At 30.6% G+C, this 15,661-nt stretch carries 18 protein-coding genes, 1 other RNA gene and 1 pseudogene; 6 read left to right on the forward strand and 14 right to left on the reverse strand.

Features of this window, described 5'->3' with window-relative positions:
- Positions 1–33: 33 nt before the first annotated feature.
- Genes LHL71_RS04315 through LHL71_RS04325 form a run of 3 tightly spaced genes read right to left on the reverse strand, consistent with a single transcriptional unit; the run spans position 34 to position 2,895 of the window.
- Positions 34–1,461, reverse strand: coding sequence for a sensor histidine kinase (locus LHL71_RS04315; protein ID WP_227360596.1), 1,428 nt, complete (start codon positions 1,459–1,461; stop codon positions 34–36).
- Complete coding sequence (locus LHL71_RS04320) at positions 1,461–2,177, reverse strand: response regulator transcription factor (protein ID WP_227360597.1); 717 nt, start codon at positions 2,175–2,177, stop codon at positions 1,461–1,463. The genes LHL71_RS04315 and LHL71_RS04320 overlap by 1 nt, the downstream gene beginning before the upstream one ends.
- A 19-nt stretch (positions 2,178–2,196) precedes the next feature.
- The gene (locus LHL71_RS04325) at positions 2,197–2,895 is read right to left on the reverse strand and encodes a C39 family peptidase (protein WP_227360598.1); all 699 of its coding nucleotides are present in this window, start codon (positions 2,893–2,895) and stop codon (positions 2,197–2,199) included.
- A gap of 118 nt (positions 2,896–3,013) precedes the next feature.
- On the opposite strand from LHL71_RS04325, the gene LHL71_RS04330 reads away from it, so the two are divergent.
- From LHL71_RS04330 to LHL71_RS04340, 3 genes are all read left to right on the forward strand, one after another.
- Positions 3,014–3,787 (forward strand): Cof-type HAD-IIB family hydrolase, encoded by a 774-nt coding sequence (locus LHL71_RS04330; RefSeq protein WP_227360599.1) that lies wholly within the window; start codon positions 3,014–3,016, stop codon positions 3,785–3,787.
- A gap of 49 nt (positions 3,788–3,836) precedes the next feature.
- Positions 3,837–4,207, forward strand: a transfer-messenger RNA (tmRNA) gene (gene ssrA / locus LHL71_RS04335).
- 130 nt (positions 4,208–4,337) lie between these two features.
- A complete protein-coding gene (locus LHL71_RS04340; protein WP_227360600.1) occupies positions 4,338–4,880 on the forward strand; it encodes a hypothetical protein in 543 nt (180 codons plus the stop codon).
- A gap of 340 nt (positions 4,881–5,220) precedes the next feature.
- On the opposite strand, the gene LHL71_RS04345 is transcribed toward LHL71_RS04340, so the two are convergent.
- The gene (locus LHL71_RS04345) at positions 5,221–5,646 is read right to left on the reverse strand and encodes a MarR family winged helix-turn-helix transcriptional regulator (protein ID WP_227360601.1); all 426 of its coding nucleotides are present in this window, start codon (positions 5,644–5,646) and stop codon (positions 5,221–5,223) included.
- A gap of 156 nt (positions 5,647–5,802) precedes the next feature.
- Here LHL71_RS04345 and LHL71_RS04350 point away from each other — a divergent pair, with 156 nt between their 5' ends.
- On the forward strand, positions 5,803–7,236 hold the full coding sequence (locus LHL71_RS04350) for an MDR family MFS transporter (RefSeq protein ID WP_227360602.1): 1,434 nt from the start codon (positions 5,803–5,805) through the stop codon (positions 7,234–7,236).
- Positions 7,237–7,299: 63 nt separating this feature from the next.
- Here LHL71_RS04350 and LHL71_RS04355 read toward each other — a convergent pair whose 3' ends face one another.
- Both LHL71_RS04355 and LHL71_RS04360 read right to left on the reverse strand, forming a co-directional pair.
- Positions 7,300–7,821, reverse strand: a complete 522-nt coding sequence (locus LHL71_RS04355; protein WP_227361610.1) for a GW dipeptide domain-containing protein — start codon at positions 7,819–7,821, stop codon at positions 7,300–7,302.
- Positions 7,822–7,839: 18 nt separating this feature from the next.
- A pseudogene (locus LHL71_RS04360) lies at positions 7,840–8,247 on the reverse strand (C40 family peptidase); the annotation flags it as partial.
- Between the two features lie 290 nt (positions 8,248–8,537).
- Here LHL71_RS04360 and LHL71_RS04365 point away from each other — a divergent pair.
- The gene (locus LHL71_RS04365; RefSeq protein ID WP_227360603.1) at positions 8,538–8,723 is read left to right on the forward strand and encodes a hypothetical protein; all 186 of its coding nucleotides are present in this window, start codon (positions 8,538–8,540) and stop codon (positions 8,721–8,723) included.
- Between the two features lie 26 nt (positions 8,724–8,749).
- Here the strand turns inward: LHL71_RS04365 and LHL71_RS04370 are convergent, their stop codons facing one another.
- The 3 genes from LHL71_RS04370 to LHL71_RS04380 form a co-directional block, all read right to left on the reverse strand.
- Entirely contained in the window at positions 8,750–9,202 is a 453-nt protein-coding gene (locus LHL71_RS04370) for a DUF4231 domain-containing protein (protein ID WP_227360604.1), read from the reverse strand.
- Between the two features lie 66 nt (positions 9,203–9,268).
- Complete coding sequence (locus LHL71_RS04375; protein WP_227360605.1) at positions 9,269–9,976, reverse strand: MIP/aquaporin family protein; 708 nt, start codon at positions 9,974–9,976, stop codon at positions 9,269–9,271.
- A 91-nt stretch (positions 9,977–10,067) separates the two neighbouring features.
- Complete coding sequence (locus LHL71_RS04380; RefSeq protein WP_227360606.1) at positions 10,068–10,508, reverse strand: MarR family winged helix-turn-helix transcriptional regulator; 441 nt, start codon at positions 10,506–10,508, stop codon at positions 10,068–10,070.
- Positions 10,509–10,632: 124 nt separating this feature from the next.
- Here LHL71_RS04380 and LHL71_RS04385 point away from each other — a divergent pair, with 124 nt between their 5' ends.
- Positions 10,633–10,944, forward strand: coding sequence for a DUF960 family protein (locus LHL71_RS04385; RefSeq protein WP_227360607.1), 312 nt, complete (start codon positions 10,633–10,635; stop codon positions 10,942–10,944).
- Positions 10,945–10,973: 29 nt separating this feature from the next.
- Here LHL71_RS04385 and LHL71_RS04390 read toward each other — a convergent pair whose 3' ends face one another.
- The 5 genes from LHL71_RS04390 to LHL71_RS04410 all read right to left on the reverse strand — a co-directional run bounded on the left by LHL71_RS04390 (position 10,974) and on the right by LHL71_RS04410 (position 15,610).
- Positions 10,974–11,282: a hypothetical protein gene (locus tag LHL71_RS04390; protein ID WP_227360608.1), complete on the reverse strand. Its 309-nt coding sequence runs from the start codon at positions 11,280–11,282 to the stop codon at positions 10,974–10,976.
- A 61-nt stretch (positions 11,283–11,343) separates the two neighbouring features.
- Entirely contained in the window at positions 11,344–12,408 is a 1,065-nt protein-coding gene (locus tag LHL71_RS04395; protein ID WP_227360609.1) for an ABC transporter ATP-binding protein, read from the reverse strand.
- Between the two features lie 93 nt (positions 12,409–12,501).
- Positions 12,502–13,296 carry a glycoside hydrolase family 73 protein gene (locus LHL71_RS04400; protein WP_227360610.1) on the reverse strand — a complete coding sequence of 265 codons (795 nt, stop codon included), beginning with the start codon at positions 13,294–13,296 and terminating at the stop codon, positions 12,502–12,504.
- A gap of 85 nt (positions 13,297–13,381) precedes the next feature.
- Positions 13,382–14,761, reverse strand: a complete 1,380-nt coding sequence (locus LHL71_RS04405; protein WP_227360611.1) for a glycoside hydrolase family 73 protein — start codon at positions 14,759–14,761, stop codon at positions 13,382–13,384.
- Positions 14,762–14,899: 138 nt separating this feature from the next.
- Positions 14,900–15,610 carry a glucosamine-6-phosphate deaminase gene (locus LHL71_RS04410; protein WP_227360612.1) on the reverse strand — a complete coding sequence of 237 codons (711 nt, stop codon included), beginning with the start codon at positions 15,608–15,610 and terminating at the stop codon, positions 14,900–14,902.
- Between the last annotated feature and the right edge of the window lie 51 nt (positions 15,611–15,661).

The following is a 15,661-nucleotide window of genomic DNA, read 5'->3' on the forward strand; positions in this document are numbered from 1 at the left end:
TATTCCCTCGCCTTTTTGGTGAATCAATTCACCTTATTCATCTGGAAAACATATCGTAAATGTCGACCCTTTACCTGGTGTCGATTCAACTTTAATTTTACCATTATGTAAGTCAACAAGTTGATGAACAATCGCCAAGCCTAAACCTGATTCACCAAATTTCTCGCTTCTGGAAGAATCAGCTTTATAGTATCTTTCAAAGATATTTTTAACCTGGTCCTCAGTCATCCCAATGCCTGAATCGGCAACCTTGTAAACGATTTTATTTTCAATTTGTTTTCCGGATATCACTATTGTACCATTTTCTGTGAACTGAATGGAATTAGTTATTATATTTACCATAATTTGTACAAATCTATCATAATCAGCATTAATAAAAAGTTCTTCAGGGAAGTTCATTATGATTTTGTCATCATGCAATTGAGCCTTATTATTTAATTGTTCAACAACGTTCTTAATAGCTGAAACTGAATTAAATTTACTTTTTTGTAAATTAATCGAATTAGATCTAATCTTTTCATAGTCAAGATTTTCATTAACTAATCTAATTAATCTTTGGGTTTCGTTCATCATCAATTCTAAGCTATGATCACGAGCATTATTAGGTATGACATCATACTTAAACCCCTCTAGTATTCCATTAATAGTGGTTAAAGGCGTACGCATCTCATGAGCCGCATTAGCTAAGAATTCTTCACGCCGTTCTTCTTGGCGTTTTATTTCTAAATCAGAACGATTAAGCGATGCGGTCATTTCATTAAAATCATTAATTAAATCATCAATTTCATCTTTATTCTTACTTTTAAGCCTTACGGTATAATCGCCTGCTGAAACCTTATTGGCGCTATCACGTAATTTTTGAATTCGTTTGTTTAAACGATTAGCAAGTATAAAGCTAATAATCATCCCAACTATTACAGCTGCTAAAAATACCACTATTAATTGATCATTAATCCGACTAATTTTATCATTTAGCTGTGAGGTAAACGTACTAGCGGAAACAACAGCGATTAATTTACCATTACTGTAATAAGGTTTTAATACCTCAATAACACTATCACTATCTTTTTTTAGATAGCTATCCTTGCTATCATTAGCTTTTTCAATAACTTTGCCCTGTTTTAATTGTTGCCAATTCTTTGAACTAATTTTATTTTTACGGTCGTTATTTGAAGTATAAATAACATTTTTATCATTGTCATAAACTGTAAAATTAATTTTTTCGCTTCTAGCAAATTCATTGCTAGAACTTAAGCTATCTAAATTAAAATAAACATTTTTTCCATCTTCACTAATACTAGAAGCGCGCTTAATCGAAGTATTACTTAGATTTTCTAAATTATTCCATGCATCATCGTAAATAAAATTTTTAGTTAATTGGCTAAAAGCGATACCTGAGATTGAAATAATAATAACGATAATGACAAAAAAGCCAATTAATTGTTGATAAATAATTTTCATTATTTATTAACCTCGCTATCATCAAACTTATAACCAACCCCCCACACGGTTTGGATTAATTGTGGCCCAACCTTTTCAATTTTTTGACGTAATTTTTTTACATGAGCATCAACCGTTCGCTCATCTCCATAAAATTCATAATCCCAAACTAACCCTAACAACTGTTCTCTTGAGAATACCTGTCGAGGTTTTTTGGAAAGTGTCTTTAATAAATCAAATTCTTTTGGAGTAAGTCCTTCAATTAATTTTCCATTTAGATAGGCTTCTCTAGTGTTTGAGTTTAATTTAAAGTGTTCCGTTTCTACATCAAAATTATCAAATTCGTTATCCGAACTTGTTGATTGGTTAAGTTTTGATCTACGAATTAAAGCTTTCATTCTAGCAATTAAGGTGATAGGACTAAATGGTTTCGTTACATAATCATCCGCTCCTATGTCAAATCCTAACACCTGATCACTATCAGAATCACGAGCAGTTAGCATAATAATTGGAACCGTTGGTGATAACTTTCTAATATCACTAGCTACTGCTAAGCCATCTTTTTTTGGCAAATTTAAATCTAACGTAATTAAATCCCAACTATCTGGCTCTGATTTAAAATTCTCAATTGCTTCTTCACCGTCATATGCGTATACAACATCCCATTTTTCTCTATCAAAAAACATTGACATCATTTCAGATACCGACTTATTATCTTCAACCATTAAAATTTTCATTTTAATTTTCTTCCCACTTTCAGTAACTTATTGCTTCCAAATTTCCCTTTATCCATAATTTTTTTAACTGCTGTTGAGTTAAACTTTCTAAACTACCCGTCCAAGGATTATTAAAATAGTAAGTCTTATGATTAAATCCTACTATGATAATAATATTTGATTTTAAATTATTTAATCCACTTGTTTTAATAACGATTGGCCGTTTTCTTAAAATTTGACGCTTAATCTGTTTAAAACTCATTTTACTTAAATCTTTGATTGAATCAGTTTCATTAATAACTACTTGTCCTAAACTAAGCATATTGGATTGCTTTAAATCTAGTTTTAATATTTCATTTTTTAGTTGTGTTGGACTAATCGAACTTCCAGCATATCTTAACATCATTAGAAATGCTGCACATTCATTATCAATATCTGATTCCGAATTCTGCTTAATGGGTTCAATTGTTAACCTTCTAAAGTTATTTTTTAAATGCTTTTTTAAAAGCCAACCACTGATTGAACCATAATTAAAATGATACCAAATTTGATGATTAAAAATACTAATTTTATTAATTAAAATCTCTTTATTTTTTAATGTATTTGGTAAATCAACTTTTACTAATTGATTAATTTCTGTACCATTTTCTTCGCTAAGATACCAATAATCCCTAGCCATTCTTCGGAGTCTAACATAAAACTCTCGTGTTTCCTCGTTTACAATGGTTTTACTCTTCATCTAATCAACTCCATACTTTCCATTTTACCAAGAATTTATTTAATTGGGACTAAAAATTACAAATTTAGTATGCTAAACTCTAGATAGATTTAAAATATCGTTCAAAGGGATGGTTATAATGTATAAAGCAATCACATTTTTTGATCTTGACAATACCCTACTAAATGAGTTCACTCAAGTAGATACGGAAGTTGCTCAAGCAATGGATCAACTACGACAAAATAACATTTTACCAGTTATTGCCACTGGAAGAAATATTTTTGAAATAACTAAAATTTTAGAAGATACTAAAATTGATACGGTTGTATCTGCCAATGGTGATTATGTTATCTACGAAGGCAAGCCAGTTTACAAAAGTGAAATGAGTAAAGAAGTCATTAGTGATTTAGCAAATTATGCCAAATCTTTTGGTGATTCGATAGCTGTCTTAAATGATAAAGATTCTAAAATTAATTTTAATACTGATTTTACTAAAGGAGCATATGATTCCGTTAACAGTATTGTTCCCGCTCTAGGAGCTAAAGAATTCGCAGAAAATAATCCTATTTATATGATGATTGTTTTAACAGTCGGTCACGATGAGGATTATCTTAATAGGTTTAAGGATACCCTAACCTTTTATAGAAATACTCCATTTAGTATGGATGTTATCAATACGGGAAATTCTAAACAACATGGTATTGAAGAACTCATAAAAAACGCTAACTTACAAGGAATTCCAACATATGCATTTGGCGACGGAAATAATGACGTTTCTATGATAAATTTTGCAGATTATGGAATTTCAATGGGAAATGGTTTGCCACACGTTAAAGAAATTGCCGATTATGTTACTACTAACAACACTGATCATGGAATCGTAAACGGATTAAAACATTATGGCTTAATTTAATCACATAGATTATTTAGTAATTATATGGTAGAATATAACCATATAATTTGGGGACGTTATGGATTCGACGGGTATAGGTCGAGCATAGATTGCGTTTCGTGCGACGTTCACGTTAATCCGTTCAGTTTTAAATTATAACTGCAAAAAATAATTCAAACTCTTACGCATTAGCTGCCTAATAAGCGCTTAGCGTAGATCCAACTAACTTTGTCTGTGGGTTAGATCTGGGTCCTATAATAAGCAGACTCACGTGCTTAGCTCCCATCTGAAGTTAAGTAAAGAGAATAATCAGATTAGCCGTTTATGGTTGCCTTGATTTATGGCGTTTTAAACGGTGAAATTTAAATAATAAATCTATGAACGTAGAGGTTTATGCGGCGATATGCTCGGACGCGGGTTCAACTCCCGCCGTCTCCATTGATTACTAAAAGCCTATGACGGTTAGCACTTAAAATGCTAATATCATAGGCTTTTTATTTTTTAATATATTTATGAACAAAATTTTATAGAAAGTATTATTTAAAATAATTTAGATTGGTAAATGGATTTTATGAAAAAGAAATTAAAAATATTTATTTTGGTATCAATTCCGTCGATAATCGTTTTAATTACTATTGTCGGACTCGGTATATATAAATTTAATAAGCAGCAGAGTGAATCAAAAATCAAATTCACCTCTACCTCTAAATATGTATATAGTAAAAATATTGATTTTATTAACGGAACGAAAGTGGGTAAAACTGAAGATAGCAAGCATTATGCTTATAAAGATGGTTATAATGGTGATAATTTATCCCTACCGCTTGAAGGTTTTAATCATGATTGGGCACGAGGATACCAAAGTGTAGTCAATCCTTCTTATAAAAAAGGACAGCTAACTGGTGGAAAAGTTAAAGGAACACGCGATGGTAAAAAAGCAGCCTCCCAAAATACAGTTACTGGTGAAGTTGGTGAAGATTGGAAAGACTCCAATAACTTGTATGAAAGAACCTACTACAAATACTTTATCTATTACTTTAAAGAAAATGGTGGTTCCAATAAACTTCTTAAAGAGATTTTTAGTAAGAATCACACGACCTACGTTAATTTTTGATGTCATCCCTACTTACAATAATTTTTATCGGTATCCAGATCCTTTAATGCATTCGACATAAATTTAATAATACACAAAACCACTACTTTTTAAGGTAGTGGTTTTTTACATAGTTTATAAATTGTTTATCTAAAACAAAACCAGTAACTAGGCAAATAATGCCTATAATTTTAATTGGCCAAGTTGTCGCGTTTATCAAAATTAAAATTCCAATAACAAAAATTACTGTTGAAAATGCTTGCACGTGATTACCGCCTTCCAATTATTGGTTTCACTTATACCCGTTTTATACAATACTTTCTTGCGAACTAATGCCTATATAAAAATATTATTTATATAATTAATTAAAATAACTTTTTTTAACTTTAGTGAGTAGCACAATTAGATTTGCTGATTCTTCATCCGTTAAATTTTCAGTTGTAATGTTTTCTATTTTGGATAATTCGCTTCTAATATCAATAGAAATATTAGCTCCCTTGGCAGTTAAATAAAGCTTATTAGATCTATCTTGTGATCCAACATTTGGTTTCTTTTCAACATAATCTCTAGATTCTAACTTACTTATAATAGCTGAGGTACTTGCATTACTCAATCCAAAATGGTCTGCAATCCTTTTTTGATTAGTTCCTGGAAATTCTTCAATGAAACCTAAAGTTTTTGCTTGAGACTCAGTTAGATTATATTGACTCGTTAATTTTCCAGATAAATAATGTTCTCTTACCTGAATGTCTCGCATCAAATAATTTATATCACTCGCTTGGCTCATTCTATGCCTCCTTTAATTGAAATATTTATAAACTACATTATATCCTTTATTAACAATTTAGTTAACTTAATTGTTGACAATATTATATTATGTTATACAATAGTCAACGTTCAATTTAGTTAACTAAATTGTTAGATATTTTATTGGAGGAACATCATGAAAAAGATAAGTTACAACCGAACTTTACTAGTATCAGTGGTTATCATAAGCGCATTTGTAGCTATGTTGAATCAAACCATATTAGCAGTTGCACAACCTGCAATTATGAAATCATTTAGTGTTTCCGTTTCAGACGTTAATTGGCTATCTACCGGTTATTCATTAATCGGCGGGATTCTTATTCCCATATCTGCTTGGATGGCCGAAAAATTCAATACAAAAAAATTAGTTTCAACTGCCCTAACTATTTTCTTAATAGGAACTGCAGTCTCTTTTATTTCCATGAACTTTTTAACTCTACTAGCTGGGCGTTTAATTCAAGCTATCGGGGCTGGAATTCTCTCAGGTTTATCAATGACAATTTTATTTTCAGTATTTGATAAATCTGAATCCGGAAAACCCACTATGGCATTAGGAATTGTTTTTGGACTATCACCAGCAATTGGACCTACCTTAGGAGGTTACATTGTTGATCATATTGGTTGGCATTGGGTTTTTGGTATCACCGCTCCAATTATTGCGATTACTTTGATAATGTCTTTGTTATTTATGGCTGATGTAGTATCTCATAAATATACTAAACTTGATATATTATCAGTTATATTATCAACCCTAGGTTTTGGAGCTCTTCTTTATGGTATTTCGGAAATTTCTAACAACAAATTAGATATGGATACCATTGCCCCAATTGTTATTGGTTTAATATTAATTATCGGTTGGATTTGGCGTCAATTAACTATTGAAGATCCAATGATTGAATTAAGAATTTTTTCAGTTAAAAACTTCACTTTAGCTTCTATTATTGGAGCCATTGCACAAATTTCTATGGTAGCGGTAGAATTTATTTTACCATTATACTTACAAAATGTACGTGATTTAAATGCAATGCAATGTGGGTTATCATTATTACCAGGAGCCATTGTAATGTTCCTACTAGCACCGATCTCTGGGTCCCTAGTTGATAAAAATAAGGGTCGCCAAGCAATTATTTTCGGAATTACAATTATGTCCCTATCAACACTATTACTATCATTTATATCTTTAGACACACCAATTTGGGAGATTATAACTTTATATGCTCTTCGTAACGTTGGTTTAGCATTTGCCATGATGCCAGCTGGAACAATGGCAATGAACTCCCTACCTAAACAGTTAGTTTCTCACGGATCTGCTGGAAATAATGGTACTCGCCAAATAGGAGCAGCTATTGGTACTGCATCACTTATTTCAATCATGCAAAATGTTGCTACTAATAGTTCGCCGGCAGCCGCTGAAGAAAAAATCAACTCTGTAAAATTTGCTACTGGAATGCATCTTGCATTAATTCATGGAGCCCAAGCCTCATTATGGGTAGCTACAGGCATTGGTATTCTTGGAATTATTATCGCATTTATGTTAAAAAATACTGATGATAAAAAAATATTGAATTAAAAAATAATAACAATTAATAAAAACCCCTAATAATAAATATTATTAGGGGTTTTTTAGTTAATTTTAATTTAATGAAGCACCGTAAATCCAACCGATCACTTTACCATTGTATGAACAACGGTAGTAATTAGTATTCCAGCCAAATTTAGTAGCTTGCATATCAACAGTTACTGTTTTGCCAGCGTAACTAGCACCAGCAGCTACTCGCTTAACTGAATACTTACTATCAGTTACGTGATTGTAAAATGCTGAAGTTGGTGTATTACTTACTGTCATAGTACGTTGAACTTTTTGGTAAGAGATACTTGAGCATAATGATGAACCTTTAATCCATCCAAGCAAAGTACCATTAGAATAACAACGATAATAAACATTACCATTAGCATCTGTAGCTTTCATATTAATAGTTACAGTTTTACCTTTATATGCTGAACCATAATTTTTAAATTTTGCAGAGTACTTACTATCAGTTAAAACATGGTTGTAAAAATTATCTTTAGCTGAATTTTTGATTTCTTTTTGATCATTTACAGCAACATATTTTACTGAGCTAGTATCATTAGATACTACATTATTAGAGTTCATTGAACCAGAGTTACTGCTATTTAAGTTGGTTGGGCGTGAATATCCAACTTTATTCCACCATGCAGCATTGATATTTTCAATTACCACACCACGATTTTGAGCATCAATCATTTGGCCATTTCCAATATAAATACCAACGTGTGAGATGCTTGATTTACTACCACCAAAATATACTAAATCACCTTTTTGTAGGTTACTTGCTGAAACTTTTTGAGTAGTATTATATTGAGATTGAGCAGTTCTTGATAGGTTCACTCCAATAGCCTTTTTGTAGACATATTGAGTATATCCAGAACAGTCAAAAGTATTAGGACCTACAGCTCCGTAAGTATATGGGTCACCTAATTTACTTTTAGCAACACTATATACGTCATCAAAACCACTAGCTTTAACATTTTTAGCAACCAATCCAGAAAAACCAATCATCGGGACAGCCGCAATAACTAATAACATCTTTTTAATAATTTTAGAATTCAAAACCTTACTTCCTTTTTATGTATAAAATTTATTTTTATTTATTTTTAATTTATTTAACATCAATTATGTTACTACATCAATAATTCAAGAGCTTATCAGTAGCTTTACAATTTGTAACAGCAAGTGAAATATATGTAATTTTATATAAAAAGATGATAACTACGGCACATAACAACTAATTTAGCCAATAATTTGGTACAATTGGATTAGCTTAAAAAATTATTGAAGGAGATAATGTTATGGATCAAAAAGGTATTATTGATAAAGTTCAAGATTTAGTTAGAAATGGTGATGTTGATCAAGCCAAATCATTTATTGAAGATCACAAAGATGACCTAGGCGATTACTATCAACGTGCCAAAGATTTATTAGGCAATGATGGTTCTGGAATTACCGACAAAATTAAAAATATGTTTGGTAAATAAAAAATAGGATTCTCGTAAAGAGAATCCTATTTTCTTTTTCGATGCAATATTTTCAGTTTTTCATTATTCTGATTATGTTTAGTAATAATTTCTTCTACTCGTTCTACTAACAAAATATCATCATCATTTTTAGATCCAATGTATGGTTTAGCCTTCATCAAAAAATAGATTTTTTCTTGTTTTAATTGACCTAACATGATCGTATCATGATCAATCTTACTACTAATATTAGAATAAGAAGTAAGTCCAGAAATAATTGTAGTTATAGCACCAAACAATGAAATTATATGTAATATGTATAAATTACTTTCTACAAATGTTGATAGAACCGGAATTGATGAAGTTAAAACTAACTGTACAATTTTTGCTAGGTTTAATAAAAATTTCCACTTTTTAACTTGATTATCCAAATGATCAATTAGAGGGTCAAGTCGCTTTTCTATATAAATATTAATATCATATTTAGAATGTTCTGTCATTTAATCCCCTCCTTTTAAATTATATAACAAAAAAGAGTTTAAAATAAAATTTTAAACTCTTTTTAACTATACTAAAGTAGATAATCCGGCTCCCAAGATGGCACCAACAATTGGTCCAAAGAATGGAACCCAAGCATATTTCCAATCTGCATTACCTTTATGAGGTACTGGTAAAATTGTATAGGCTAAACGAGGAGCAAAGTCACGAGCAGGATTCATAGCAAATGTAATATTTCCTAAACCTAATCCGATAGCAATAATTAACATACCAACGATAAATGGTTTTAGACCTACTGTAAAATCGCCAAGATGAGTTAATACCAATACAAACGCAAAAGTTGCACCTGCTTCGGCGATGAAATCATGGATGGGACTTTTAATTGATGGTTCAGAACCAAAGATACTTACATTATTTCCTTCATCAGCATTAGTAATTTGGAAATTCTTATAATATATAATAATAACAATAATTGCACCTAAAAATGCTCCAATGAATTGACCAGCTAAATATGGCAATACACTATGCCAAGGAAATAATCCACAAATAGCAAAAGCAATTGTTACGGCTGGATTTAAGTGTCCTGCTGAGCCGGCTGCAGATGCGGTATAAACTCCCATCGAAATTGCAAGCCCCCACGCAAAACAAACTAGTAACCAATTATTAGAAGTTCTAGAGTAAGTTTTTTTAAGACCTAATCCAGCACCGTTACCAATCCCAATTGCTACCATAATCATGGTACCTAATAATTCTCCAACAAAACCACTGTCTATCATGTAAATCTCCATTCGTATTATAATTAAATAATTTATTCAAAACGACATCAAAAATTCCGTTGGCAAATGTCAACGGAATTAAATAGTTAATCTAATTCAGTAATTGAGAGTTAGCAAAATCATGTATAAAATCAATAATTTCCCTAGCCTTATCTTTTCCATAATAATTAACCCACTTATCAAACCTATTAGCAGCTAATAAAGAAATATCTTTTTCAGCTTCAGCTCCATCGGCAGTTAAATGCAAATAAAATTTGCGTTTATCACTGGGTGATGGTTCTTGATAAATATAATTATGTTTGAGTAAAACTTTAATTTGTCTGGAAATTGCACTCCTAGTAACATTTCGCTCACTAGCAATGTCCATCAAAGTAACATTTTTTTGTGTGGCAATTTTTCTTAAGATCAAAAATTGTTCAAAAGATAAGCCATACTTTTCAGCGGGTTCTGAAATATAATAGTTTAAGTACTTTAAAGATGATAAATAAACATCAATTGCATCCTCTAACAATTCATCATTTTCTTCACTCATTTTGATCACCGCTTCAATATAAATTATTTTCATTACTAATTATATATTCATATAGTTGTAATAACAATGATAATCTTCTAAACTAATGCTATAATTAAAAATTATTTATATTGGAGGTAAGCAAATGTTTAGTTCTAATGCGCCTAGGTTTGCAAGTTACTCAATAATTTCATCACTTCCAGATCCTTTAATTGATGAATTTTGGTTTTTATTAGACCAAAATTTAAAAAATATCTTTCCTTTATCAAATCTAGTAAAATTTGATCTGGTAAATAACAATCAAACCCTGTCATATGATTATATCAATGATAATAATGAACTAGTAGCTACATTCGATACTCCATTTCCTTATCGAAATAGTTATCCTAAATCAGCTGTAGTTTATGATAACGGTGAACAACAAATCATCGCTGAACCTAACGAATTAAACATATAAAAAACCAGCCATCATTGGCTGGTTTTTATTTATCCAATATGATTTTCCTTTAAGATTAAATCAATTTCTTTTTGCATTTCTTCGGTTTTTTGCCATTCTTCAAAGTGATCCATTGATTCTGTAGGCATTTCATAATTTTCATTAATATAATTTTCATAATTTATAACATGGACTGAGTGTGGAATATTTAATTGTAATATCCGTACTTCTTTAATAAATTGACGTTCGGCCGCTAATTCTGCTCGACCATTTTGGACCATGTTACTAATTTCAATATATTTACTGCCATCATTTCTAGTAATTTCTTCAATTAGAGTTAAAACTTCATGACTTTTCAATTTAAATCAACTTCTTTCACCGCAAAAATAAACTAATAGCTAAATAGCCATTAGTTTATTTTTATTTAATGTTTAAATGCATTTCCGGATGTAATAGTAAGCTAGGGTCACTTAGAACACTAGTCAAAGGATGACCTGAAACATTAACTAAACATACAAAAACTAAAGCTACTAATACTAAGCCTGTAAAGATTTTAGTAATCATAGGCATCTTTTCGCTCAAAACATTACCATAAAATAATTTGTTAACTTTAGCTGGAATGTTTTTATCGTTAGGATTTTCAGCCATTTTTTCCTTAGTAACTTGTTCTTGATAGGCTTTAATATCAAAATTCTTTTGAATATTTTTTTGATCTTTTTGGAATTTCTTTTTCTCTTTTTTAGTCATTCCTTTAAACCACTTAGTAAATTTACGATACTCAGCCACTACTTCACTGGTTTCACCAATCATTTTTAATTGACCATAGTTAATCCATGCGACTTTATCACACATAAGTTCAATTTGTTTTAATGAATGACTTACAAATATAATGGTTTTTCCAGCAGCTTTAAATTCGTTAATTTTTTCTAAACAGCGTTCATAGAAAGTATCATCCCCAACTGATAAAGCTTCATCAATAATCAAAATATCAGGATTAATATGCACTGCAATAGCAAAACCTAAACGAGATTTCATCCCACTTGAGTAGCTCTTTACTGGTTGATCAACAAAATCACCAATATCAGCAAATGAAATAATTTCCGGCATCATTTCATCAATTTCATGGTTAGTTAATCCTTGCATTAAGGATTTTAAACGAATATTTTCTCTTCCAGTTAAGTTTCCTCTTAACCCGGCACTAATGGCTACGATAGAAGTATCTCCACGAACATCTACTTTACCAGTAGTTTGAGGGATAATTCCTGAAATGATATTTGATAGAGTTGATTTACCTGAACCATTAACCCCAATTAAACCTAAAGTTTCACCAGGCATAACCTCGAGTGAAACCCCCATTAATGACCAAAAATGTGGAACTTTTTTATTTTTTATAGCAAAAAAGGATTTTAACTTTTCTGATTGTGTTTTAAATAGTTCGTATTCTTTTGTTACATTTTCTACTTTTATTTTATAATCTTCTGACATTACACTTCATCCTATAATAATGTTTTTTATTCAAAATTCAATACTTACCATTATACCAAACTTTTTAATAAAAATAAGAGGTTGGTAAAATTCTTACCAACCTCTTAATAACCACGCTGAAGTTACATCACTAAGAACCCAAGTTAGATCCTTAGATGTTTTTTCTTTTTTATCCTTTAGCGAAATTAGTTTATATCCAGATACGTTCTTTAAAGAATTTGGGTGACTCTCGATAGAAGTATCTTCAGGAGTGCTTTCACTACTAGTCTTTTCGCTAGTAAATTGAGAATCTAGTCCCTTTTGAATTTGTTTATTAATGTTAGTAGTATCATTACCACTATCTAATTTATCCAAATCATATTGTTCAATAATTCTAATGATTTTATAACCATACTCAATATCAGTAGCATATTTAACTGATAAAGCAATTGCTGCATCAGAATAATTTAATGCATTTTCTTTCCAAGTTCCGGAATAATAATCATTATCGTAGCTAGGACCATTTCTTAGCAATTGAGCATTATCGTTAATTGATTGTTCAACAGAACCATATTTTTTAAAATCAGCGTCAATGGTGTATCGACTACCATCTGAATTTTCTTCATCTGTTTGCATAGTAACTGAGTTACCATTATAACTACCTTTAATACCAAAGTAGTTATTAGCATCTAATGATAGTTTGGAATTACCCCAATTGCTCTCAACAATCGCTTGAGCCATCATAACTGACGCATATAACCCATTTTCTTTACTAGCTTTTTTAACTGCGGGTGTTAACTTAGTAATAAAATCAGTATTGGTTGAGGCATTAGCCTGCATACAATTTCCTAAATTAATACCAACCAAAATCGCAAAAGTTAGTAAAAAAACATTTAAAATTTTTCTCATTAAGTTTCGTTCCTCCACTTACATAAGACAACAGTAATGACTAGTATACGAAATTAAAAGAAAAAAATCAATATTCACTTAGTAATTAAATAAACGCCTTAGAATATACCCAATAATTTCGATTATTTAAATTAATTCGGTACCAGGTTGTTTTAGTATCTTCTTTGTAGCCCACTAAATTAATTTTTACTGTTAAACGATTAGTTAAGTTTAATTGACTCATCGAATAGGTTTTTATATTGGGGTAACTGCCTTTAATATGATTATAAAGCTTATATTTAGTTGCTGGATTAATAGTTTTACTAAAATCAACTGGGGCATAAATTACGTTTTTCATAACTTGATTAACCGCTTCGGAGTTTATCCAGCCAGTAGTTTTTCCATTAACAATGCGGTACCAAACTATCGGTTGCTGATTTTGACTATCAATTTGGATGGCTAAATCATTAACTACGTATTTTTGATTAATATTTAATTTTCCAGTTTTTTTAGCTAGATAATTAGAATTATATACATGATTGTAAATATTCAAATCAGCTTGCGGATTAATAGTGATAGTTTGAGTAGTTTTCTTATAAGTTATTGGAGAAAAACTCAAAGCATCTTTATAAACCCAATATTTCTTTGCATTTTTATTATTACTAAATCTAATTCGATACCAAGTAGTATTAGATTTAGTCTTCACACCTCGCATATCTAAATATACCGGTGTTTTAGCATTAACATTGAGCTTAGAAAATTTTGTCTTCGTTACATTTTTATAGGCGCCTTTTACATGATTATATAAATAATACTTATTATATTGTTTTGATAATGGGATACTTTCATTAGCATCACCAGCATAATATTTCACACTCGCCGGTACAAATGCATCATTACCACCACTAATATTATTTCCTAAATTATTGTTAGTATCACTAGCATCAACTATTTTATCTAAACCATATTGTTCGATTACACTAACAATGGTATTACCGTAATTAGGGTCTGTTGCATACGTTCCTGTTAAAGCTTGGGCCGCTAATGAATATGTATTACTATTTTCTTTCCAGGTTCCAGAATAAATGGGATTATTTCTAAGTAGTTCAGCATTATCAACAAACGATTCATAGTCACTCGGATATTTTTTAAAATTAGCATTAGTGCTATATAACTTACCATTTTCGTCATATTCAGTAGTTGGCATAGCTACCGAAGAGCCATTATAAGCTCCTTTAATTCCAAAAAAGTTATTAGCTTGAGTAGTTAATTGGCTTTGTCCCCAACCACTCTCAATAGCTGCCTGGCTCAGCATAACTGAACCATATAGATTATATTTATTTGATACTTTTTTAACATCATTACTATAATTATTAATAAAATTATTTTGAATGGTTGCATCTGCATGTACTGAATTTTCCCCAAAAACAATACTTCCAAATAATATTCCAACCATAGTTAATAAATGCGTTACCTGTTTATTCATATCGTATCCCCCCGTTGAATATACTTTTATGATAAATTAACAAGTAAGCTGATCAACCTTTTTAATTAAAATTTATACTATAATTATCAATTTGTTAAAAAATAAAAAAGCGAAACTAATAAGTTTCGCTTTTTTTAATTAATTTAAGTTTAATTGAGCTGCGGAATCACGATCTAAAATTACTGTAATGTTAGGGTGTTTTTGTAAAACACTGGCTGGAACATCTTCGGTAACTGGTCCTTCTAACGCTGCTTTAATAATTTCTGCTTTTTGAGTACCGAAAGCTTCTAATAAAATATGTTTAGCACCCATGATTGAAGCAATTCCCATTGAATATGCTTTTCTAGGTACATCGTTAATATTTTCAAAAAATCTAGCATTAGCTTCAATAGTAGATTCAGTTAAATTAATTTCATGAGTTAGTGAATCAAATGGTGTTCCAGGTTCATTAAATCCAATATGACCATTACGACCAATTCCTAAAATTTGTAAATCAATTGGGTTTTGATTAATAATTTTTTCGTAATCTTCAGTTGCTTTGGCAGCATCTAAATTAGATCCATCAGGAACATATGATTTTTTAAATGGTTTCTTGTCAAATAAATGCTTTTGCATAAAGTAATGGTAACTTTGGGAGTCAGTTGATTTTAATCCAACATATTCATCCAGATTAATAGAAATACAATCGCTAAAATCTAAGTCACTATTTCCAATTGCATCGTATGTAGAAATTGGGGTACTTCCAGTTGCTAGTCCAAAAACTTTTGCTCCGTTATTTAATTCCTTTGCAAATACATCTTTACCAGCTTGTCCAGCTTGAGCTAAATTATCAACAACAATAATGTTCATTTTTACTCACCCTCCATTTTGGTATAGTCCAATTGTAAAACACATTCTTAA

This window comes from Lentilactobacillus laojiaonis, assembly GCF_020616595.1.
In the GTDB taxonomy this organism is placed as follows: domain Bacteria; phylum Bacillota; class Bacilli; order Lactobacillales; family Lactobacillaceae; genus Lentilactobacillus; species Lentilactobacillus laojiaonis.

Coding starts and splice junctions, on each gene's coding strand:
- LHL71_RS04315 (WP_227360596.1), bottom strand. CDS start 1,461: ATGAAAATTATTTATCAACAATTAATTGGCTTTTTTGTCATTATCGTT.
- LHL71_RS04320 (WP_227360597.1), bottom strand. CDS start 2,177: ATGAAAATTTTAATGGTTGAAGATAATAAGTCGGTATCTGAAATGATG.
- LHL71_RS04325 (WP_227360598.1), bottom strand. CDS start 2,895: ATGAAGAGTAAAACCATTGTAAACGAGGAAACACGAGAGTTTTATGTT.
- LHL71_RS04330 (WP_227360599.1), top strand. CDS start 3,014: ATGTATAAAGCAATCACATTTTTTGATCTTGACAATACCCTACTAAAT.
- LHL71_RS04340 (WP_227360600.1), top strand. CDS start 4,338: ATGAAAAAGAAATTAAAAATATTTATTTTGGTATCAATTCCGTCGATA.
- LHL71_RS04345 (WP_227360601.1), bottom strand. CDS start 5,646: ATGAGCCAAGCGAGTGATATAAATTATTTGATGCGAGACATTCAGGTA.
- LHL71_RS04350 (WP_227360602.1), top strand. CDS start 5,803: ATGAAAAAGATAAGTTACAACCGAACTTTACTAGTATCAGTGGTTATC.
- LHL71_RS04355 (WP_227361610.1), bottom strand. CDS start 7,821: ATGAACTCTAATAATGTAGTATCTAATGATACTAGCTCAGTAAAATAT.
- LHL71_RS04365 (WP_227360603.1), top strand. CDS start 8,538: ATGGATCAAAAAGGTATTATTGATAAAGTTCAAGATTTAGTTAGAAAT.
- LHL71_RS04370 (WP_227360604.1), bottom strand. CDS start 9,202: ATGACAGAACATTCTAAATATGATATTAATATTTATATAGAAAAGCGA.
- LHL71_RS04375 (WP_227360605.1), bottom strand. CDS start 9,976: ATGATAGACAGTGGTTTTGTTGGAGAATTATTAGGTACCATGATTATG.
- LHL71_RS04380 (WP_227360606.1), bottom strand. CDS start 10,508: ATGAGTGAAGAAAATGATGAATTGTTAGAGGATGCAATTGATGTTTAT.
- LHL71_RS04385 (WP_227360607.1), top strand. CDS start 10,633: ATGTTTAGTTCTAATGCGCCTAGGTTTGCAAGTTACTCAATAATTTCA.
- LHL71_RS04395 (WP_227360609.1), bottom strand. CDS start 12,408: ATGTCAGAAGATTATAAAATAAAAGTAGAAAATGTAACAAAAGAATAC.
- LHL71_RS04400 (WP_227360610.1), bottom strand. CDS start 13,296: ATGAGAAAAATTTTAAATGTTTTTTTACTAACTTTTGCGATTTTGGTT.
- LHL71_RS04405 (WP_227360611.1), bottom strand. CDS start 14,761: ATGAATAAACAGGTAACGCATTTATTAACTATGGTTGGAATATTATTT.
- LHL71_RS04410 (WP_227360612.1), bottom strand. CDS start 15,610: ATGAACATTATTGTTGTTGATAATTTAGCTCAAGCTGGACAAGCTGGT.